We start from the raw sequence: 19,519 nt of genomic DNA on the forward strand, positions 1-19,519 counted from the left end.
TCAGTTCACCGATATCGCACAGTCAAAGGTTTCCACCGGCAACACTTCTGGTGCCCAAGGCTGTTGCGACGTCAGGCGCAGGCGCCCGGTGCCGGCAGCGAACGCCTGGAAGCGCCAAGTGGAAAGCCCGGCGGCACCGACGACGCCGGCATCTTCGGGGTTGCTGTAAACCTCGGGGCTGAGCGCGCGTAACACGCCACCGGCCGAATCCTGAATGGCCCAGCGATAACCGGTGGTCGGGTTGCTTGGCAGCATCACGATAAGGTTTTGCCCGATGGTGAGCCGCACGGGGCATTCGCTTTGTTTTTCCACGGTCACGTTATGTTTCGGCTGCGTGGCGCAAGCGGCCAGCAAGGAAAGGGCGAGGGGGACAAACAGGCGAGTGGGGGACATAAGATCGGCGGCTCCGGCGTTGGCGACGAACGGCGAGCATAACTGAAGATGAGACAAAGTGTGACGGTCGGGGCGGGTTTCGACTGTGCCGACGCTTTCGCGAGCAAGCCCGCGCCCACAATGGCCGGTGGTGATCACAAACCTTGTGGTCATCACCCAACCCTGTGGGCGCGGGCTTGCTCGCGAAAGGGGAATTTCGGGCTCTAAAGAACTATCAGAAGAGCACCTTCGCCACATCCGCAAACCGCTTGGCGAAGTGCACGGTGATGCCTTCCTTCAAGTAGTCCGGCAGTTCCTCGAAGTTGCCACGGTTCGGCTCCGGCAAGATCAGTTCGAAAATCTTCTGTCTTCTTGCCGCAATTACCTTCTCGCGTACTCCGCCAATCGGCAGGACGTGCCCGGTCAGGGTCAGTTCACCGGTCATCGCCACGCCTTTTTTCGGCGCTTGATTGCGTGCGAGCGAGAGCAGGGCGCTGGCCATGGTCACGCCGGCGCTCGGGCCGTCCTTCGGTGTGGCGCCTTCCGGTACGTGCAGGTGGACGAAGGCTTCGTCGAAGAATTTCGGATCGCCGCCAAACGACTTCAGGTGCGAACTGACGTAGCTGTAGGCGATTTGCGCCGACTCCTTCATCACATCGCCCAGTTGCCCGGTGAGTTTGAAGCCGCGATTGAGCGTGTGAATTCGCGTGGCTTCGATCGGCAATGTGGCGCCGCCCATGCTGGTCCACGCCAGGCCGGTGATGACACCGGTGCCCGACAGCACCTGCTCATTACGGAACACCGGATGACCGAGCGAGGCTTCCAGGTCTTTGGGCCCGAGCTTGATTACCGCTTTGGGGTCTTCGATCAGCTTCATCACCGCTTTGCGCACCAGTTTGCCCAGTTGTTTTTCCAACTGACGCACCCCGGCTTCACGAGCGTAACCGTCGATCAAGGCCTTGAGCGCGCTGTCGCTGATGCTCAGGCTGCCCTTGGACACGCCAGCCTTCTCCAGCAGTTTCGGCCACAGGTGACGCTTGGCGATGGCGACTTTTTCTTCGGTGATGTAGCCCGACAGGCGAATCACTTCCATCCGGTCGAGCAGCGGGCCGGGAATCGAGTCGAGGGTGTTGGCAGTGCAGACGAACAGGACTTTCGACAGGTCCATGCGCAGGTCGAGGTAGTGGTCGAGGAATTCGACGTTCTGCTCAGGGTCGAGGGTTTCCAGCAGCGCCGAGGCCGGGTCGCCCTGGTAGCTCTGGCCCATCTTGTCGATCTCGTCGAGCATGATCACCGGATTCATCACTTCGACGTCTTTGAGCGCCTGCACCAGTTTGCCCGGCTGCGCGCCGATGTAGGTGCGGCGGTGGCCCTTGATCTCGGCTTCGTCGCGCATGCCGCCGAGGCTGAAGCGGTAGAACGGTCGGCCGAGGGATTCGGCGATGGATTTGCCGACGCTGGTTTTACCCACACCCGGCGGGCCGACCAGCAGCACGATGGAGCCGCTGATCTCGCCTTTATAAGCACCGACCGCGAGAAACTCGAGGATGCGATCCTTGATGTCGTCGAGGCCGGCATGGTGTTTGTCGAGGACTTTGCGCGCGTGCTTGAGGTCGAGTTTGTCCTCGCCGTACACACCCCAAGGCACCGAGGTCGCCCAGTCGAGGTAGTTGCGGGTGACCGCGTACTCAGGCGAGCCGGTTTCGAGGATCGACAGTTTGTGCATTTCTTCTTCGAGGCGTTTCTGCACCTGCGCCGGCAGGACTTTGCCTTCCAGGCGTTGCTCGAACTGTTCGAGGTCGGCGCTGCGGTCGTCCTTGGTCAGGCCCAGTTCCTGCTGGATGACCTTGAGTTGTTCCTTGAGGAAGAACTCGCGCTGATGTTCGCCGATCTTGCGGTTAACTTCCGCCGAGATTTCTTTTTGCAGGCGCGCGACTTCGACTTCCTTGCGCAGCATCGGCAGGACTTTTTCCATGCGCTTGAGCATGGGCACGCAGTCGAGCACTTCTTGCAGTTCGGGGCCGGTGGCCGAGGTCAGGGCGGCGGCGAAGTCGGTCAGTGGCGACGGATCGTTGGGGCTGAAGCGGTTGAGGTAGTTTTTCAGCTCTTCGCTGTACAGCGGGTTGAGCGGCAGCAGTTCCTTGATCGCGTTGATCAGCGCCATGCCGTAGGCCTTGACCTCGTCGGTCGGCTCGGTGGGCTGATGCGGGTATTCGACTTCGACCAGGTACGGCGGGCGGTGGTGTTTGAGCCAGGTTTTGATGCGCACACGGCTCAGGCCTTGGGCGACGAACTGGAGTTTGCCGTTTTCACGGCTGGCGTGGTGCACCTTGACCAGCGTGCCGTACTCGGGGAGGGCCTGGGTGTTGAAGTGGCGCGGGTCTTCCTGGGGGGAGTCCATGAAGAACAGGGCCAGGGAGTGATGTTCGGATTTGCTGACCAGTTCGAGGGTTTCGGCCCAGGGTTCTTCGTTGACGATGACCGGCAGGACTTGGGCCGGGAAGAACGGGCGGTTGTGGATCGGGATGATGTAGACCTTGTCCGGCAGGTTCTGGCCGGGCAGGGCCAGGCCTTTGCCGGCGGCGTGGTGTTCGATGTTGTCGGTTTCGGTGAAGTCTTCTGGGATGTCCGGGAATTCTTGCTGGTCGCTCATGGGGCACCTGCGCAATGGGGTATGGGTCTTAGATGGGGCAGGGCTTGGGTGGTTTCAATGGGGGCTGGTGTTTCTGCTTGTGTGTTCAGGGTTTTGACAGGGTTGGCTTTTTTGACTTGGCGGCCTTTGGGCCGACCATGTTGTGGTTGTTTTGTGTGTATATCCGTTTCTTCGGTAACGGCGGCTTAGGGTTTCGCCCTTACGGCGACTCACTTTTTTACAAGCGCCTAAAAAAGTAAGCAAAAAACGCTTGCTCCTACGTGCGGCCCACTCGCTGGGGCTCGGGGTTCCTTCGCTGCGGGATTGATCCGGGGGCATCGCCTACGGTTTGCTTCGCTGCACCTCCTCTCGATGTGTTTGGCTGCGCCAAACGGTCGCTGCGCTCCCACCCCCGGATCAATCCCTCCGCTCAGCCTTCCGACGTCGCCCGAGGATCAAGATCAAAAGCAGGCGAGCTGACACTCGGCCTAGTGGTTGACTCGGTCGCTGTGGGGGCCAGTCTGCTGAAGCTGGCGGGCTGACAGCCGACCATTCTCTATCGGTAGTACTCAATCCCTGTGGGAGTCTGGCTTGCCAGCGATGGCGGCGGGGCAGCCGACCATTCGCTATCGGTAGTACTCAATCCTTGTGGGAGTCTGGCTTGCCAGCGATGGCGGCGGGGCAGCCGACCATTCTCTATCGGTAGTACTCAATCCCTGTGGGAGTCTGGCTTGCCAGCGATGGCGGCGGGGCAGCCGACCATTCTCTTGCTGGATGCACTAAATCCTACTGTGGGAGCGAGCCTGCTCGCGAAAGCGGTGGGTCAGGCACCATAAATATTGAATGCGCTGACGCCTTCGCGAGCAGGCTCGCTCCCACGGGAGATCAGTTTTGTGCGGGAGGTTGGGGGATTTCGTGGTTATCCAGTACGCGGTTCACCGCCAGTTCGGCGAGCATGATGATCTGTTGGATCGCCATAATCGTCCGCCGTTGCGGCAGGTCGATGTAGGCGGCGATGTCGCTGGTCATGAGGCTGGCTTGTGCCAGTGATTCGCAGGCATGCACCAGCAGGCTTTCGCTGTCCTGATCGGGCGCGACCTGGAACATGGTGCTGGGTTTGTGGAATCTGAGGGTGGCGACGTTAGGTTTGAGGTAGTGGTCGAGGGCGCGTTCGGCGGCTTCGTGGAATTTCTTCGAATCGGGGGATTCGTAGGGCGAGGTGTTGTTTGGTTCGGGCGGATTCGGTGTCGGTTTTTTCATGATGAATACTCAGTTGGTGAAAGTGGAGCTACCTTCGATTGCCGCGACGCAATCTGAGGTGGCAGCTGTACGCGGGTTCGCGGACCGATAACTGAGAAATCGGCATACCTCCAAGAAGGTATCCCGCGCACAGCCGCCATGACAAACAACAGGCACCGAGGTGCCGTGAGGTTGGCGATTATGCATCAGTTATCGGGCCGCGACGCCCGTTCGCTGTATTTGCAGCGACCCTCCGAGCCTATCCACCCGACTTCCGACGCACAACCGACACAACTTGTCGGAAATCTCCGCGCAATCACCAGCATCTGTAGGACGAGCACAGTTCCTACAGCATGGTATTACTCACGGTCGTGCTGGCACAGCAGGCCGATTTGCAGCCAACACAAATCGTGACCGATACCGACGCCTACGGTGATGAGGTGTTCGGATTGTTCCGTCTGCTTGTTTATCACTTCTGTCCACGTTGGCGGTACCAGGTCCTGGCGTGCACATCCGGACGCGGTTTACGGCAAGCTCAACGGACTTGCCCGCCAGACGGTCAAGTTCGAACTGATCGCTGAGCGGCCAGTGCTTAATTCAGACGATGGCTGTGAGGATTACCAGGACGCAGTTTTGAAAAAGCGTTTATGGGTATTGAATGGGTGTGAGTTCACTTTCGTGAAAATAACCACTTGATTTTCCGCTTAACCGGTAGTGAAAGTGAATGAATGAATATGCAAGAAAACGCAATCCAGCCAATAAATGGGTGTTCTGCAATTATTTCTGGTCTATGTCCTAAAAACAGAAAGTCATTGTTTTCAATGATATCTATATAAGGAACAACAAAGAAACCATTGAATATCAGGCAGAAGAAAAACTTAATGCTATTTAAGTTATTTCCCGAGAGACGTATTTTTAAAAGGTACGCGAAAAAAATACCGCCAACAGCCAAGATCGGAAAAATCCACACGATCATTTTGTGCACTTGTTGCCAATAGAATCCTGGGCTGAACAACCCGCCGAAATCAATCCTTGAGCCTTACCGGTGATGGTCATGTAACCATGGTTAGCCATAAGTGATACTCCTTGTAGTCAGCGGAACATCCTATTGCAAGGGCTTCAGGTACGCTGTAGGGCGTTTCTGAAAAGCCATACGAAATATTCTGAACCCGGATCCGACGGCCCAGGCTTCTCCGGTGAGCTCAGAAATTGCACGCACGAAAAAGGCGATGCCCCGTTTGGGACATCGCCTTTTCTTTACCGCCGCTAGATCTTATTCCGGCAGTTTGTACGCAATCACGTAGTCACCCATTTTGGTGCCCAGCGAGCCGTGGCCGCCGACAACGAGCAGCACGTATTGCTTGCCGTCCTTGCCGGTGTAGGTCATCGGGGTCGCTTGGCCGCCAGCCGGCAGACGCGCTTTCCACAACTCTTTACCGGAGTTGACGTCGTAGGCGCGCAGGTACTGGTCGAGGGTGCCGCTGAGGAAGCCGACGCCGCCGGCCGTCACGATCGAGCCGCCCATGCTGGGCACGCCGAGGGTGAAGCCGATCGGGATGGGCGAGCTGTCGCGGCTGGTGCCGTTCTTGCGTTTCCACACGACTTTGCCGGTGGTCAGGTCGATACCGGCGACGTAGCCCCAGGCCGGGGCCTGGCACGGTACGCCGAGTGGCGACATGAACGGGTGCATGATCACCGCGTAAGGCGCGCCGGTGTTCGGTTGCACGCCGGCGGTTTCGCTCTCGCGTTTGCTGCCGGCGGCGACTTGCGCGCGTGGCACCATTTTCGAAACGAAGGCCATGTAGTTCGGGCTGGTGAAGAGCATCTGGCGAACCGGATCGACCGACACGCCGCCCCAGTTGAACACACCGACGTTACCCGGGTAGATCAGGCTGCCCTGTTCGGACGGCGGGGTGTACTGGCCTTCATAACGCAGTTCCTTGAACTGGATGCGGCACAGCATCTGGTCGAACGGGCTGGCGCCCCACATGGCTTTTTCGGTCAGTTCCGGGGCCAGCAGGTTGAGGTCCGAACGGGCCTGGGTCGGTGCGGTGTGGTCGCCTTTCACGGCGCCTTGCGGTACCGGGATTTCGCGGATCGGGATGATCGGCGTGCCGTCACGACGGTCGAGGACGTACAGGCTGCCTTGTTTGGTCGGAGCGATCAGCGCCGGTTTCACGCCGTCGGCGGTTTTCATGTCGAGCAGGGTTGGCTGGCTGCCAACGTCCATGTCCCACAGGTCATGGTGGGTGAACTGGTAGTTCCAGCGCACTTTACCGGTGGCCAGGTCCAGAGCAACGACACCGGCGCTGAATTTCTCGGCGCCCGGGGTGCGGTCAGCGCCCCATTGGTCTGGAGTCTGGTTGCCCAGTGGCAGGTAAACCATGCCGAGTTTTTCGTCGACACTGGCCAGCGACCACATGTTGGCCGAGTTGCGGCTGTAGGTTTCGCCTGGTGCCAAAGGTTCGGTGGCGTCTGGCTTGTCGCTGTCCCAGTTCCACACCAGGTGCCCGTCGCGCACGTCGAAGGCGCGGATCACGCCCGATGGCTCGTTGGTCGACTCGTTGTCGGTGACGTGACCGCCCATGATCACCAGATCACGGGTAATCGCGGCAGGCGAGGTGGAGTAGTAGCCACCCGCGGTGAACGGGCCGATGCCTTGGGTCAGGTCGACCACACCTTTGTTACCGAAGCCTTCGCAGATTTTGCCGGTGTCGGCGTTCAGCGCGATCAGGCGCGCATCAGCGGTTGGCAGGTACAGACGACGCGGGCAGGCCTGGGCAACGGCTTTGCCGGCTTCGGAAATCACCGCCGAGGCTGCGTTTTCAGACTTGGCGTAAGCGGCTTCGTCGTAGTACGACACGCCACGGCAAGTCATGTGAGCGAAGCCTTTGAAGCCGACCGGGCTCTTGATCTGCGGGTCGAAGCGCCACAGTTCCTTGCCGGTGTCCGGATCCAGTGCCAGCACTTTGCTGTGCGCGGTGCAGGCATAGATCATGCCGTTGGCTTTGAGCGGGGTGTTTTCGTTGGTCAGCTCAACCGGGTCATCAGCGGTCGGCAGGTCGCCGGTCTGGATGCGCCAGGCTTCTTGCAGCTTGCCGACGTTGGCCGGGGTGATCTGCTTCAACGGCGAGTAACGATCACCGAATTCGCTGCGGCCGTAGGCCTGCCAGTCGCCATCAGGCATGGCTGGCGCGGTGCTGGTCATGTCGGCAGTGTCGCGGCCCAGTTCGCCGAAGGTTTCGCCCGGGTGGGTGAACAGGCTGGCCAGAGCGGTGACGCCGGCCAGAACCACGGCCACGGTCAAACCGCCGGTGCCCATCGGCGCAGGGCCTGCGAGCAGCAATGGACGACGCAACCACGGCAGCAGCATGACGAAGCCCAGAACAAACCACAGCGCCAGGCGCGGCACCAGTTGCCACCAGTCCAGACCGACTTCCCACAAGGCCCAAACAGTGCTGGCGAACAGCACGATGGCGTACAGGCCCAGCGCTGCGCGACGTCGCAGCAGCATCAGAATGCCGGTCAGGGCGATGCCGATACCGGCCAGCAGGTAGTAAAGCGAGCCGCCCAGCATGCTCAGTTTGACTCCCCCGGCCAGCATGGCCAGGCCCATCAGTAGAAGCAGAATGCCGAGCAGGCTCGGTAGCAGACGGCCTCGACTCGAAGCACTTTCGGTGCTCATAGTGTGAATCTCCGTGACGTTTATGTAGTCCCGCGCTGTAGTCACTTTAGATGACGATTGGACGTGGGCATGGTTCAGATAAAAACTTGTCTGGCTAACTATTTTTTTCTGTGGGAGCAAAACCCCTCCCACAGGGGTACAGCGGTGTCGGTTAGAACGAGGACTGGATCTTGATTCCGCCGATCAGGGCGTCATCGACCTTGTCCACGCCACCCGGGTGGCGGATGTATTGCAGGTTCGGGCGTACGGTCAGCCAGTTCGTTACATGCACGCCGTAATACAGTTCGGCGCTGTATTCGGTGTCCTGCGGCGGCAGGAACGACGGGTCGTCGTAGTCGTAGACGGCGTTGGCGCGGTTGCTTGCTTCGGCGTTTTTACGCAAGGCCGGGTTGACGTGTACGCGGGCGAGGGCGAAACCGATGTCATCCTTGGCGCGCGCATCGAACGGGCCTTTGTAGGTGAGGCCGGCCTGCACGTAGTTGTCGATGGCGTTGGTTTTCTTGTCGTGCATCGTGCCGTTGGCGAACACGCTCAAGCCGCGGCTGTTATCGCTGGCCATGCTGGTGATTTGCTGTTGAACACCCAGCCACACGCCGTGTTTGCTCGACGCGCTGCGGTAGGCTTGGCCGCTGAGGGCCGCCGGTTGGCCATGGTTGTCTTTGTAGACGTCGGTGGCGTTGGCGTTGCTGTAGTAGTAACCGGCGCGGTATTCGCCCGGCAGGCCGTTGAGTTTCGGCGTCCACACCAGTTCAATCGGCAGGATCGCGCCTTGGGTGCCGCTGCCGCTGAGTTTGAAGCCGTTGCCGCGGTCGAGGTTCGACGGGTTCTGCTCGTAGGCGCCGACCTGTGCGTACAGCTCCGGCGTCAGGTGATATTTGACGCGCAATGCCCACTGGCTGACCGGCCAGTTGTACCAGATGCCGCCGACCCAGTTGCCGACCTGCGAGCCGCAGAACGCCAGGTTCTGGAAGTCGCACGGGAAGCTGTTGAAGTCTTCGCCTTCGCCGAAACGACCGATCTTGATGTCGAGTTTCTGATCGAAGAATTTCTGCTGATACCACATCTGCGTCAGGCGCGTGGTCTGGCCACGGCCCCAGACTTCCTGAGCCGAGGTGAAGCCACCGACACGTGGATCGTTGATGCGGTCGTTGCTGATGTTGTTGCCGTTGCGTTTGGTAATGGTCAGCTGAAACTCGGCGTCGTCCCAGCCGAGGATTTTTTGCAGGTCCAGGTGCGTGCCCAAGCCGAACTGATCGCTGTAGCGCGCGGTACGGTCGTGGTCGTAGCCGCCGTGCAGGTTGCTGCCCATTTCACCGGTGTAATCGAGCTTGAAGTCGTAGCCTTTTTCCGAGAGTTCTGTGCGCGTGCCGTTCCAGTCACCGAGCATGTAAGGTGATTCACTGTCGAACGCGGGAGCCGCTTGGGCGCAGGTGGCGAGGCCAAGGGCCGTGCAGCCGCCGATCAGGCGCAGGGATGAGATAGCGCTGTCTCGGAAAAACGGAAAATCGGGCATAAAGGGGTCTTTCTTGATCTTTTTTGGGGGATGAGCTGAGCGCTACGATTTGACGCAGGCAGTGAAGCGATTCAGCGGAAGGGCGGCAGGATAATGATCTGTAACAAAAAGACAAAGGGGTTTTGTTGACATGGATCGTTTCCGATTCGGTAACAGTGCGTCAAACGGGCGCATGGCGAGTCAGGTCACAGGCTGCGATCTTCTCGGGTTGGCCTACATTTGAAGCAAGCCCTTCCACCCGAACACCCCCTCGGCTAAGGTGCGCGGCTTCTGCATATTCACTTCGTCCAAAGGCCTGGCATGAACGAACACTCCCCCGATCCGCTGCACGGCGTGACCCTCGAACACATCCTCACGGCGCTGGTGGCCCACTACGAATGGCCGGGGCTGGCCGAACGCATCGACATTCGTTGTTTCAAAAGCGATCCGAGCATCAAGTCGAGCCTGACGTTTTTGCGTAAAACACCGTGGGCCCGAGAGAAGGTCGAGCGCCTGTACGTCAAGCTTGCGCGTACCAAGCGACCGCTCTGAGATGAACGCCTCGTTGCAGCGACGTCTGATCATTTTCGCTGCCATCCTCGGCTGGACGGGGTTGGGCCTTCAGCTCTATCTGATTTTCTTCGCCCGTTTGAGCGTCGATGCCGGTTTGCTGGGTGGGCTGGTGAGTTTCTTCAGCTATTTCACGGTGCTGACCAACACGCTGGTGGCGACGGTGCTGACCTGTGCCGTCACGCCGCGTGACGGCGCCGCGCGTCGCTGGTTTCTGCAACCCTGGGTGAGTAGCGCAGTGGCAGTGAGCATCGCCGTGGTTGGCCTTGCCTACAGCCTGTTGCTGCGGCATTTATGGCACCCCGAAGGTTGGCAATTGATCGCTGACGAATTGCTCCACGACGTCATGCCGCTGGTGTTTCTGGGCTATTGGTGGTTTTGCGTGCCGAAGGGCACGTTGCGTTTGTGGCATCTGCCGTTGTGGCTGATTTACCCGCTGGTGTATTTCATTTACGCCTTGCTGCGCGGGCATTTGCTGGGCGCGTATGCGTACCCGTTCATTGATGTCGCGGTGTTGGGTTATCCACAGGTGTTCCTCAATGCCGGGGGGATTTTGGTGGGGTTTGTGGTGACTGGGTTGGCGGTGATCGGCATCGACCGCTGGCGAGCACGGTAGGTGCGAGCCTGCTCGCGATCGCGGTGAATCAGTCACTGTTATTGACTGACGCTGCGCCTTAGCGGGCAAGCCCCACACAGGGCGATGTCACTCTTCTTCAGAACCCTCGGCGCGCCAGTAGCCGACGGCTTTCACCAGCTTCTCGTCCAGCCCGTGCTCATCAAGCAGCACCCGGCGGATCTGCCTTGAGACCTTGTTCTGCGTCGCTACCCACGCATACAGATTGCCCTTGGGCACCTGCAATTGCTGGACGGTGGTTATCAGGTTGTCCTTGCCGCCCTCACGCAGTACCCAGATCACATTGACCTGCGCGGGGCTTTCCAGCACTTGTTGCTCACTGCCGTTTTCCACTTCGATCACCACCAGCGCCTTGCGATTGGCTGCCAGGCCTTCTAGGCGGCGGGCGATGGCGGGCAGGGCGGTTTCGTCGCCGATCAGCAGGTAGCTGTCGAAGATGTCCGGCACGATCATCGAACCGCGCGGCCCGCCGATGTGCAGGTACTGCCCGGGTACAGCCTGTTCGGCCCAGGTCGAGGCAGGGCCGTCGCCGTGCAGGACGAAGTCGATGTCCAGTTCCAGTGTGTCGGGGTCATAGCGGCGCGGGGTGTAGTCGCGCATCTCGGGCATCGGGCCGTTGTCCTTGCCGGCGCCGAGTTCCAGGGTTTCCAGCGCCGCTGCTTGTTCGGCGGTCTGGGGGAACAACAGTTTGACGTGGTCGTCCGTGCCCAGGCTGATAAACCCGGCCAGTTCCGGCCCGCCCAGGGTGATGCGGCGCATGCGCGGGGTCAGGTTGACCACCCGTAGCACTTGCAATTTGCGACGTTTAATTTCGTGCATCACGCGGTGAATGGTTTGCGTATCGACTGCGGTCATTCGGCTTTCTCCGGGGCAAGTTGAACGGCAGGGCCGTCGACGATGGCTTTGGCGGTGTCGTTGAGCAGGTCGCGCACGCGCAGGATTTCTTCCGGGCTCCAGCGTCCGTGGTGCAGTTGCAGGGCGTGGCGCAAGTTGTGCACCGCCTCGTGGATTTCCGGCGGGCGGTCATGCCCGCGCAACGAGCGCTTGCTGACGTCGATGCGCATGCGCACGCCATCGAGTGCAACGGCTTGCTCACTTAAAGACAAACGACCGGCGTCGGTCACGCTGTAACGTTTTTTTCCGGCTTCGGCGTCTCCCGCAATCAGGTCGCTTTCTTCCAGAAAGGTCAGGGTCGGATAGATCACACCGGGGCTCGGGCTGTAGGCGCCGTCGAACATGCCCTCGATCTGGCGAATCAGGTCGTAGCCGTGGCACGGCTGTTCGGCGATCAGCGCCAGCAGCAGCAATTTCAGATCGCCGGGGGCGAACACCCGTGGGCCACGGCCGCCGCGCTCACGACCGGGGCGCTTCTCGAAACCGTCGCGGCCGTCGCCGTGGTGGGAATGAGGGTCTCTCATTGCTGTCTTCTCTCGTCATGTTTAGATACAACTTAAGATATATCTTAATGATCGTGCAAGGCGTTTTTCCCAAGGTGACAGGTGTGTCTGACGAGCGGCTCTCATCCGGGAATGCAACAGGTCGAATGTTGATGCTTGCCCGGCGATCAATAACTTTGAAGTTAAAGTTAAGACTCTATTTAATCGAGTAACTATTCTAAAGTTCTAACTGAGCCCCGCTATATCTGGGCGATATTGCTGTATGGTTTTTTAACGTTATCTGTGTGTAGGTCGTAACTTACAGTCACTGTTTTGAATATCGTTTTTTTGTTCTTTTTTCTGGCGGGTCATGGGGTTGTTGAACTACGAACTTATAGGAAGTTACTTGCTTACTTTGCAGAGGGAACAGTCGATGATGCCCCGGCATTGAAAGTTCAAGTTGATCTGGCTCAACTCCCGTGACGTTTGATTTGAACTTTCAATCCACTCCTTCTCAATAAAGAAAACAAGGTACTGAACGATGTTCAAGAAAATCGCAATCGCCGCTCCTTTGGCTCTTCTGGCACTCGGTTCATCGGGAGCGTTCGCCGCCGGTGAAGCTGCTCACTCCATCAGCATCGTCGCTCACGTGCCGACCAACGGCTTCTATGTCGTGCCGACCAATCCTGATCTGGTCAACAAGGATCAGGACATGAGCTATCAGCCAACTACCGGCAAGATGGGCGAAGTCAACGGTTTCTTCGATGTGCGCAACAACAACGGTTCGGTTCACGCGAGTGTAGACAGCGTGCCAAAACTGATCTCGGGCTCCAATGAGATCGCGCTTAAAGTCGAAGTCAATAACAAGACCCTGACCACCACCCCTCAGGAAGTTGTCGGTGAGGCAGAGTCGGACGTGAACTATCGTGCGCCGATCAAAATCAGTGCCATCGGTACAGCTTTCAACCCTGGCGACTACACCGGTGTTGTGGCAATGACCTTTGATGCCGTGCCACCGGTCGGTACGCCTTGATCGAGCGATCCGGCAACCGGCGCTGAGTTCTCCACAGTGCTGACCGACGGGGCAAGCCACTGGGGTTGTCCCGTCGGACTTCATCATTCGTAATCAGAGTAAGAGTTCATGTTCCCGATGACACCCATCGCGGCTGCGCTTGCGCTGTTGTTTTGTGCCAGCGTAGCCGTGGCTTCCAACTCCGCCGGCACGACGCCGCGAAGTCTGTTGGCCCAGGCCAAAGGCCTGCCGGCGGATTTCGAGGAGCATTTCTTTGATGTGCCTCTGGCTGTTCGGGTTGAACTCGATCGCCAGCCGTTGGGCGAAGCCATGGTGGTGTTGTCCCGCGACGACCGCATTACCTTGCTTGAATTCACCGACACCAGCGAGAACCGTTTCGGCCCTGCCGAGCGGGAAAAATGGGCGAGTTTTCTCAAGCCCGGCGTGCCTCTGGGCAACTGCGTCGGTTCCTGTCCGGATCAGGTGCTGGCCGTGCATTACAACCTGGAAAATTCGTTGGTCTCGATCCTCACCGAAAATGCCGAGCGCGACGTTGAAGCCAAGCGTTATTACGAACAGCCCAAAGACGGCAGTAACGGTTTGATGGTGCGCAATCAGCTCAACCTCAATGGCGGTCAGGGTCAGGGTCAGGATCTGGGCGGACGTTTCGGTCTTGAGGCCAGCAGCAGTCTGGGCAACTGGAGCCAGACGCTGAACCTGCAACTGGCGCGCCTCGGCGGGCCGGACGACAAGCTTTACCACGCTCTACACGAATTCCACACACAGCGCGAATTGCAAGGCAGTTTTTTTCGACTGGGCTATTTCACCCCCAATTCCGAAGGGTTGACCCGCCAGCCGCGTACGTTCGGCAACAGCCCAGACACGGCCGTCGGCCTGATGTACGGCAGCTCCGACAGTCTGGCGATCAACAGCCCGATGCCCAGCGTCTATCCGATCTACGTCACCGCCAACCGCCAGGGTTCGGTGGAGATCTATCGCGATGGCTTGCTGATCAACACGCAATCGGTGCCCGCCGGTTTGCAAACACTCGACACCCGGCCCTTGCCCGGCGGCATCTATGAAGTGGAAGTGCGGCTGATCGAAGACGGCCAGATCACCTCCACCACTCAGGAGCTGGTGTACAAGCCCAACAACTGGCGCAACCTCGATGAGCGCTGGCGCTATAACGTGTTTGCCGGTGAGGAAAGCAAGCTGCTGAGCAACTGGGACACCCAGTCCAGCGGCAGCCCCACGGCAGGCGCGGCGGTCAACTACCTGATGCACCCGCGGGTGATTCTCGGGCTGTCGGCGCGCCAGATCCGCGAAAAACTGCAGTACGGCACGTCCATCGACTGGACGCTGGCCAATCACATCAGCGTGTACGCCAACGTTTACAAGACCGAGGACTACGGCACGGGCCTGGATCTGCAAAGTCTATACAGCTACGGGGCCGGCAGTGTGGTGGCCAGCCACAGCCGCAGTTGGCTCGACACCACCAACACCTACGACACGCTGCCGGACGGCACGCGGGTTCGCCCACGCAACGTGTTTATCGGCCAGACCAGCAACTCGTCACTGGCAGTCAACCATCGGGTCAGCAGCAAGAGTTCGCTCAACGCCAGGGTCTCCCACAGTGAGGGGAACGTTGAGGGCATCGGACTGGATATGGGCTGGACGCAACGCACCGAACTGTTTGGCAGCGACGCCAGTTGGCGCTTGTCGCTGTTTGATCGCCCGGGCAGTTACAGCAGCGGCGATGCGCGCAATCGCGGGGTCGATCTGAGTGTCAATCTGGCGCTCGGTGCCCCCGGTCAGCAGATTACCGGCAGCATCGGTTCTCGCACGGCCCGTGACGGCAGCCGCGACAACAATGGCTCGATCGGTTGGCGAAAGGACCTGAAAGACCATGTGCTGCAAAGCGTGTCGGTGACGGCATTGACCGACACCTATGGCGTAGGGATGTCCAGCCTGGCGAACTTTCGTACCGACGCGGTCAGCGGCGACGGTTTCATTCAGCGTTCGTCCTATAGCGGTAATTTTACCGGTGGCCTCAACGTCGATAGCACGCTGGTGGTCGGCGGCCAGCAGATGCTCATGACCAGCCAGAGCGAAATGCGCGGGGCGGGGATGATCGTCGATGTTGAGTCGGACATCGATGACGTCATCTTGCGCGCCGACGATTACGTCGGCGGCAGCGCGGTATTGAAACCGGGGCGCAACTTCATTCCGATCACGGCCTATCAAAACAGCTCTGTGGGTTTCGATTTCGAAGGCAATCACGTCCCGGCAGCCACCATCGAGCCGGCGCGCACCCGTTATCACCTGAACAAGGGTGGGGTGGGTTACAGCAAGATCCGCGTGATGAAAACCCTGACCGTGCTCGGCCGTCTGGTCGACGGGCAAGGGCGGCCGCTCAAGGGTCACCATGTGATCAACCACGCCAGTCGCGGGGTGACGGAGGTGGACGGGTTTTTCTCGATGGAAATGAACGCCGGCTCGCCGACGCTGCAAGTGCGTCGTGATAACCAATTGCTCTGCCAGTTCCGGCTGGAAGAAAACCAGCATCGCCGCGAAAACAATGTGCTGATGATCGGCGATTTGCGCTGCACACCGGACACCCTGGCCGATGTGAACTCCACCGAACAGAAAGCGGGTTGATCCCAATGAGAAAATCCACATGCCTCTTGGGGTTGTGCGTGGCGCTGGCCCTGCCGGTGGTCGAGGCGGCCAGTCAGGAGATTCGGGCGTTGTTCCAGCCTGACCCGTCGCAGCCGCGCAAGAACGTGTTCCTCAACAAGACCGCCAACAGTGGGTACTGCGCCGACTACCCGGATCAATGTGAGGAAAACTCGATGTTCAGCATTCGGTTACCGGTCCGGTTCAATGCCCCTTTCACCCTCCCACCGAATTGGGGGATTGGAATAAAGGCGCCTGCCAACTGGCGCCCATTGACGGTGACCAATAGCGAGACGATGGAAACGGAAATCGTTGAAGTGCGTATCATCGGTGTCGGCTCCAACTATGTCCTGAGCCAGCCGGCCCACGAACTGGTCGGCGTGAGCGACGTAGTGCTGGGCCATCAACTGCTCTGGGAAAGCAGCAGTTGGGTACATGCGTCCCCGCCCTGCCAGTACAGCGGTGTCGGCGCTTACACTGCTGCCACCTACCGGTTTTTCTGGAAAACTCCCGTCGAGGGATACTGCACCAAGAAGTCGCTGGCGACCATTCCATCCATGTACTTCGATACCCTCGACTTCGCTTATGAACTGCGCACACCCAATCCGTTGGGCATGTCATCGGGTCTGTATACCGGCTCACTGACCTACAGCCTGGGCAATGGCGGCGATTTCGATATAGGGGGCGGTTTTCAACCGGACGACTCCAGCCTGACCCTGGACTTCGTGCTGGACGTGCAGCACACCCTGAAAGTCGATCTGCCACCGGGTGGCGATAAAGTGGTGCTGGAACCCGAGGGAGGGTGGACGCGCTGGATCAACAGCGGGCGCAAGCCATCCAGTATTTTCCGCGATCAACTGTTCTACATCTCTGCCTCGTCCCGGTTCAAAGTCATGATGCTGTGCAACTCCTACGGTGGTTCACGGTGCATCCTGCGCAGCCCGAATACCAATACCACCGAAGTCGAAACGTTCCTCACGTTGCCCCCCGGGGTCAGTGGTCCCGGAGGCGGAGACGTCAATCGGGTCATGTTGCTTTACAACACATGGATCGGTCCCTTCCAGCCGCAGATCTACCTTGAGCGCAAGGCCGGTTCTTTGCGTTTTGCAATGCCCAAGGACGCCATCGACTTTGTCTTGCGACCCGGTGTGAATGACACCTTCACCGGCAACATCACCATCATCTGGGACTCGGAAGTGTGAGCACCTCCGGCAGGCGATTTTCATTTTTCATGGAGCTGAAAACGATGAACCGTGGTTTTTTGCTGGGCGTGCTCAGCCTGTTTTGCCTGACGGCGCAGGCGGGCCCGCAGATCAATGTCGGCACTGTGTACGACTATCTCGATGCTGATAAAAGCACCTACCTCAAACGCGTGTTCAACAGCGGCGACGCCACGGCGTTCGTCAAGATCAACGTGCTGGAAATCGTCTACGACGCCGAGGGCAAGCCACAGGAAATTCCTGTGGCGAACGCCGCCGACGGTGCCTCGCGCAATGGCTTGATGGCAAGCCCCGCGCGGTTGATCGTGCCGGCCCAGGGCATGCAGGGCACCCGCTTGCTGTATATGGGCGAGCGTGATCGCGAGCGGTACTTCCGAGTGCGTTTTGTGCCAGTGGTGCCGGAAAAGGAAGACGAGTTCACCGTCACCGGCGAAGAGCGCGAAGACTACAAAAAAGCCCTCAAGGCCGGGGTCAATGTGATGACCGGATTCGGTACGGTTTTTTTCGTGCGGCCCAAAGATGCGCGGTTCGCCACTGCCATCAACGAAACCGACAGTCGCTACGAATTGCGCAACGACGGCAATACGGTGTTGATCGTCGACGAGTTCAAAAACTGTTCACTGACCAAGGAAACCGACTGCGGCGCGACGACCAAACACCATGTGCTGGCGGGCAATAGCTTCGCCTTCGACAAGGAGAAGGGGCGTGAGTATCGCTTCTTTCTGATCGAGGGCGCCGACAGGAAAGCCCTGAAAGTTGTGAGCCGCTAGGCCTGCTTTTCATTGACGCAACGGGTAACCGACATGATCAAGCAATATACCGCCGCCGCGCTGATGGCCACGGTGGCTCTGGCCGACTCCACGGCCTGGGCGGCTCGGGAAATACGCACCTTTGAAGTGTCCCTGACCATCCCCAGTCGGGCGTTTTACATCATTCCTGCAGAGCCGGACTGGATCCACCGCCCGCAACGGCTCGCATGGGATTATCCGAGTTCGACCCTGGGCAGCCTGCAAAAGAATTTCGATGTGCGGCACGACAACAGCGCGATTGAAGCGCGCCTGGAGGCTATTCCCTACCTGTCCAATGGCCGACCGGGTGAGGAGATCGGTCTGCGGGTCACCTTCAATGGCGTTGAATTGAGTGCGCAGGTGACGCCGCAGCAGGTCCTTTCTCAGGAAGAAGCGGCCGCGGGCAAGCGCGTGGCGCTGGTGATCGACCCGGTTGAACCGGCCGGTGGCTATCGGGCCGGGGATTACAGCGGCAACGTGTTGTTGCTGTTCAATGCCCGCGCGCCGGGTGCGCAGGCAGACCAATAAAAAGAGTTCAGCAGAGGCGGGGAGACGCATGAAGAGGTTCTGTGGGGTGATATGGATGGCGGCGTTGAGCATACCTCAGGCGCAGGCGATCAATCAGGAGATCCGTGCGTTGTTTCAACCGGATTCTTCCAGACCAGACAAGATGACGTTCGTCAACAAAACGCCGAACAGCGGTTATTGCGCCACCTATCCGGGCCAATGTGAAAATAACGGCATGTTCAGCATCGAATTACCCATACGTTTCAGTTCTACCCGCTACGTAGGCATCTTTGACTGGGCGGCAGTAAAGGCCCCCGCCAATTTGCGGCGGCTGACCGTGACAAACAGCCAGACACAGGAAACGCAATCTGTGGAAATACGCATTACCGGCATGGGCTCCAGGTATGTTTTGAGCCATCCGGCTGTGCGACTGGCCGGCGGCAGCAATGCACTTGAAGGCCATAGCAGGTTATGGACCACGGGTAATTGGGTACAAGCAATACCTGCCCCTTGCTGGTACAGCGGCGAAGGCGCCTACGAGGAGGACAGCTGGCGGTTTTTCTGGAAAACCACGCAAGAGGCCCACTGTTTTAAAGTGCCGGCGTACCACATTCCGTCGATGTATTTCGACAAGCTGGACTTCGCCTACGAGCTGCGCACCCCCAACCCGTTAACCATGTCTACCGGCCGTTATACCGGTTCGTTGACTTACAGCCTGGGACCTGGAGGGGATTTCGATATGGGCAAACTGTTTGAGCCGGACGACAGCAGCCTCACCCTCGATTTTGTGCTGGACGTGCAGCACACCCTGAAAGTGGATATTCCACCCGGGGGCGACAAAGTCGTACTGGAACCGCAAGGCGGCTGGCAACGCTGGCTGGACAGTGGACGCAAGCCTTCGCGCCTTTACCGCGATCAGATATTCCAAATCTCGGCGTCGTCGAAATTCACCATGAAGCTTGAATGCGAGCACAGTCTGGGCGTGGGCTCGGGTTGCGCCATTGCAGACGGGCAGGGGTTCGCAGGCGGGGTGGACGTCAGTGTCAGTTTGCCCAACGGCTTGACCGACAGCGCCGGGCAAGCGGTCACGCGCAAGCGCTTGGGGATCGAGGCGACAGCACCGTTTCAACCCGGCTTCTATATCGATCGCAAGCCGGGAACCCTGCATTTCGAAGTGGATGAACAGCAAACCCACTGGATGATCGACAACGCCCAAGGCCGAATTTACAGGGGCAATATCACGGTGATCTGGGATTCGGAGGTGGGTTAGTGCGCATCAGTTGGCCAGCCCCGGGTTCAGGGCTGGCGCCTTGCGA

At 59.1% G+C, this 19,519-nt stretch carries 16 protein-coding genes and 1 pseudogene; 9 read left to right on the forward strand and 8 right to left on the reverse strand.

The window, feature by feature from the left end:
* The 3 genes from AACY02_RS16445 to AACY02_RS16455 form a co-directional block, all read right to left on the reverse strand.
* On the reverse strand, nt 1-393 hold the full coding sequence (locus AACY02_RS16445) for a protease inhibitor I42 family protein (protein ID WP_339432854.1): 393 nt from the start codon (nt 391-393) through the stop codon (nt 1-3).
* Nucleotides 394-607: 214 nt separating this feature from the next.
* Nucleotides 608-3,025, reverse strand: a complete 2,418-nt coding sequence (gene lon, locus AACY02_RS16450) for an endopeptidase La (protein ID WP_339432855.1) — start codon at nt 3,023-3,025, stop codon at nt 608-610.
* An 864-nt stretch (nt 3,026-3,889) separates the two neighbouring features.
* Entirely contained in the window at nt 3,890-4,264 is a 375-nt protein-coding gene (locus AACY02_RS16455; RefSeq protein ID WP_339432856.1) for a DUF6124 family protein, read from the reverse strand.
* Nucleotides 4,265-4,596: 332 nt separating this feature from the next.
* Here AACY02_RS16455 and AACY02_RS16460 point away from each other — a divergent pair, with 332 nt between their 5' ends.
* On the forward strand, nt 4,597-4,824 hold the full coding sequence (locus tag AACY02_RS16460) for a Tn3 family transposase (protein ID WP_445262000.1): 228 nt from the start codon (nt 4,597-4,599) through the stop codon (nt 4,822-4,824).
* 400 nt (nt 4,825-5,224) lie between these two features.
* Here AACY02_RS16460 and AACY02_RS16465 read toward each other — a convergent pair.
* The 3 genes and pseudogenes from AACY02_RS16465 to AACY02_RS16475 form a co-directional block, all read right to left on the reverse strand.
* Nucleotides 5,225-5,317 (reverse strand): annotated as a pseudogene (locus tag AACY02_RS16465) (type VI secretion system tube protein Hcp); the annotation flags it as partial.
* A 199-nt stretch (nt 5,318-5,516) separates the two neighbouring features.
* A complete protein-coding gene (locus tag AACY02_RS16470; RefSeq protein WP_339432857.1) occupies nt 5,517-7,928 on the reverse strand; it encodes a glucose/quinate/shikimate family membrane-bound PQQ-dependent dehydrogenase in 2,412 nt (803 codons plus the stop codon).
* Between the two features lie 151 nt (nt 7,929-8,079).
* Nucleotides 8,080-9,441, reverse strand: a complete 1,362-nt coding sequence (locus AACY02_RS16475; RefSeq protein ID WP_339432858.1) for a carbohydrate porin — start codon at nt 9,439-9,441, stop codon at nt 8,080-8,082.
* 300 nt (nt 9,442-9,741) lie between these two features.
* On the opposite strand from AACY02_RS16475, the gene AACY02_RS16480 reads away from it, so the two are divergent.
* Nucleotides 9,742-9,972: a VF530 family protein gene (locus tag AACY02_RS16480; protein ID WP_339432859.1), complete on the forward strand. Its 231-nt coding sequence runs from the start codon at nt 9,742-9,744 to the stop codon at nt 9,970-9,972.
* A gap of 1 nt (nt 9,973) precedes the next feature.
* On the forward strand, nt 9,974-10,606 hold the full coding sequence (locus tag AACY02_RS16485) for a Pr6Pr family membrane protein (protein ID WP_339432860.1): 633 nt from the start codon (nt 9,974-9,976) through the stop codon (nt 10,604-10,606).
* An 87-nt stretch (nt 10,607-10,693) separates the two neighbouring features.
* Here AACY02_RS16485 and AACY02_RS16490 read toward each other — a convergent pair whose 3' ends face one another.
* Complete coding sequence (locus tag AACY02_RS16490; protein WP_339432861.1) at nt 10,694-11,479, reverse strand: siderophore-interacting protein; 786 nt, start codon at nt 11,477-11,479, stop codon at nt 10,694-10,696.
* Nucleotides 11,476-12,042 carry a PadR family transcriptional regulator gene (locus AACY02_RS16495; RefSeq protein ID WP_221732146.1) on the reverse strand — a complete coding sequence of 189 codons (567 nt, stop codon included), beginning with the start codon at nt 12,040-12,042 and terminating at the stop codon, nt 11,476-11,478. The genes AACY02_RS16490 and AACY02_RS16495 overlap by 4 nt, the downstream gene beginning before the upstream one ends.
* A 499-nt stretch (nt 12,043-12,541) precedes the next feature.
* On the opposite strand from AACY02_RS16495, the gene AACY02_RS16500 reads away from it, so the two are divergent.
* The 6 genes from AACY02_RS16500 (at nt 12,542) to AACY02_RS16525 (ending at nt 19,473) form a co-directional block, all read left to right on the forward strand.
* Nucleotides 12,542-13,033, forward strand: a complete 492-nt coding sequence (locus AACY02_RS16500) for a CS1 type fimbrial major subunit (RefSeq protein WP_339432862.1) — start codon at nt 12,542-12,544, stop codon at nt 13,031-13,033.
* 108 nt (nt 13,034-13,141) lie between these two features.
* Nucleotides 13,142-15,670: a TcfC E-set like domain-containing protein gene (locus tag AACY02_RS16505; RefSeq protein ID WP_339432863.1), complete on the forward strand. Its 2,529-nt coding sequence runs from the start codon at nt 13,142-13,144 to the stop codon at nt 15,668-15,670.
* 5 nt (nt 15,671-15,675) lie between these two features.
* Nucleotides 15,676-16,890 (forward strand): hypothetical protein, encoded by a 1,215-nt coding sequence (locus AACY02_RS16510; protein WP_339432864.1) that lies wholly within the window; start codon nt 15,676-15,678, stop codon nt 16,888-16,890.
* 44 nt (nt 16,891-16,934) lie between these two features.
* Nucleotides 16,935-17,678: a molecular chaperone gene (locus AACY02_RS16515; protein ID WP_339432865.1), complete on the forward strand. Its 744-nt coding sequence runs from the start codon at nt 16,935-16,937 to the stop codon at nt 17,676-17,678.
* Nucleotides 17,679-17,711: 33 nt separating this feature from the next.
* Entirely contained in the window at nt 17,712-18,224 is a 513-nt protein-coding gene (locus AACY02_RS16520) for a CS1 type fimbrial major subunit (RefSeq protein ID WP_339432866.1), read from the forward strand.
* 28 nt (nt 18,225-18,252) lie between these two features.
* On the forward strand, nt 18,253-19,473 hold the full coding sequence (locus AACY02_RS16525; protein ID WP_445262001.1) for a hypothetical protein: 1,221 nt from the start codon (nt 18,253-18,255) through the stop codon (nt 19,471-19,473).
* Nucleotides 19,474-19,519: the final 46 nt, after the last annotated feature.

The sequence above is a fragment of the Pseudomonas sp. EA_65y_Pfl2_P78 genome (assembly GCF_963970495.1).
Lineage (GTDB): Bacteria > Pseudomonadota > Gammaproteobacteria > Pseudomonadales > Pseudomonadaceae > Aquipseudomonas > Aquipseudomonas baetica_A.

What these genes read in the sequence shown, in the direction of transcription:
- AACY02_RS16445 (WP_339432854.1), bottom strand. Translation starts at nt 393, where the DNA reads ATGTCCCCCACTCGCCTGTTTGTCCCCCTCGCCCTTTCCTTGCTGGCC.
- lon (WP_339432855.1), bottom strand. Translation starts at nt 3,025, where the DNA reads ATGAGCGACCAGCAAGAATTCCCGGACATCCCAGAAGACTTCACCGAA.
- AACY02_RS16455 (WP_339432856.1), bottom strand. Translation starts at nt 4,264, where the DNA reads ATGAAAAAACCGACACCGAATCCGCCCGAACCAAACAACACCTCGCCC.
- AACY02_RS16460 (WP_445262000.1), top strand. Translation starts at nt 4,597, where the DNA reads ATGGTATTACTCACGGTCGTGCTGGCACAGCAGGCCGATTTGCAGCCA.
- AACY02_RS16470 (WP_339432857.1), bottom strand. Translation starts at nt 7,928, where the DNA reads ATGAGCACCGAAAGTGCTTCGAGTCGAGGCCGTCTGCTACCGAGCCTG.
- AACY02_RS16475 (WP_339432858.1), bottom strand. Translation starts at nt 9,441, where the DNA reads ATGCCCGATTTTCCGTTTTTCCGAGACAGCGCTATCTCATCCCTGCGC.
- AACY02_RS16480 (WP_339432859.1), top strand. Translation starts at nt 9,742, where the DNA reads ATGAACGAACACTCCCCCGATCCGCTGCACGGCGTGACCCTCGAACAC.
- AACY02_RS16485 (WP_339432860.1), top strand. Translation starts at nt 9,974, where the DNA reads ATGAACGCCTCGTTGCAGCGACGTCTGATCATTTTCGCTGCCATCCTC.
- AACY02_RS16490 (WP_339432861.1), bottom strand. Translation starts at nt 11,479, where the DNA reads ATGACCGCAGTCGATACGCAAACCATTCACCGCGTGATGCACGAAATT.
- AACY02_RS16495 (WP_221732146.1), bottom strand. Translation starts at nt 12,042, where the DNA reads ATGAGAGACCCTCATTCCCACCACGGCGACGGCCGCGACGGTTTCGAG.
- AACY02_RS16500 (WP_339432862.1), top strand. Translation starts at nt 12,542, where the DNA reads ATGTTCAAGAAAATCGCAATCGCCGCTCCTTTGGCTCTTCTGGCACTC.
- AACY02_RS16505 (WP_339432863.1), top strand. Translation starts at nt 13,142, where the DNA reads ATGTTCCCGATGACACCCATCGCGGCTGCGCTTGCGCTGTTGTTTTGT.
- AACY02_RS16510 (WP_339432864.1), top strand. Translation starts at nt 15,676, where the DNA reads ATGAGAAAATCCACATGCCTCTTGGGGTTGTGCGTGGCGCTGGCCCTG.
- AACY02_RS16515 (WP_339432865.1), top strand. Translation starts at nt 16,935, where the DNA reads ATGAACCGTGGTTTTTTGCTGGGCGTGCTCAGCCTGTTTTGCCTGACG.
- AACY02_RS16520 (WP_339432866.1), top strand. Translation starts at nt 17,712, where the DNA reads ATGATCAAGCAATATACCGCCGCCGCGCTGATGGCCACGGTGGCTCTG.
- AACY02_RS16525 (WP_445262001.1), top strand. Translation starts at nt 18,253, where the DNA reads ATGAAGAGGTTCTGTGGGGTGATATGGATGGCGGCGTTGAGCATACCT.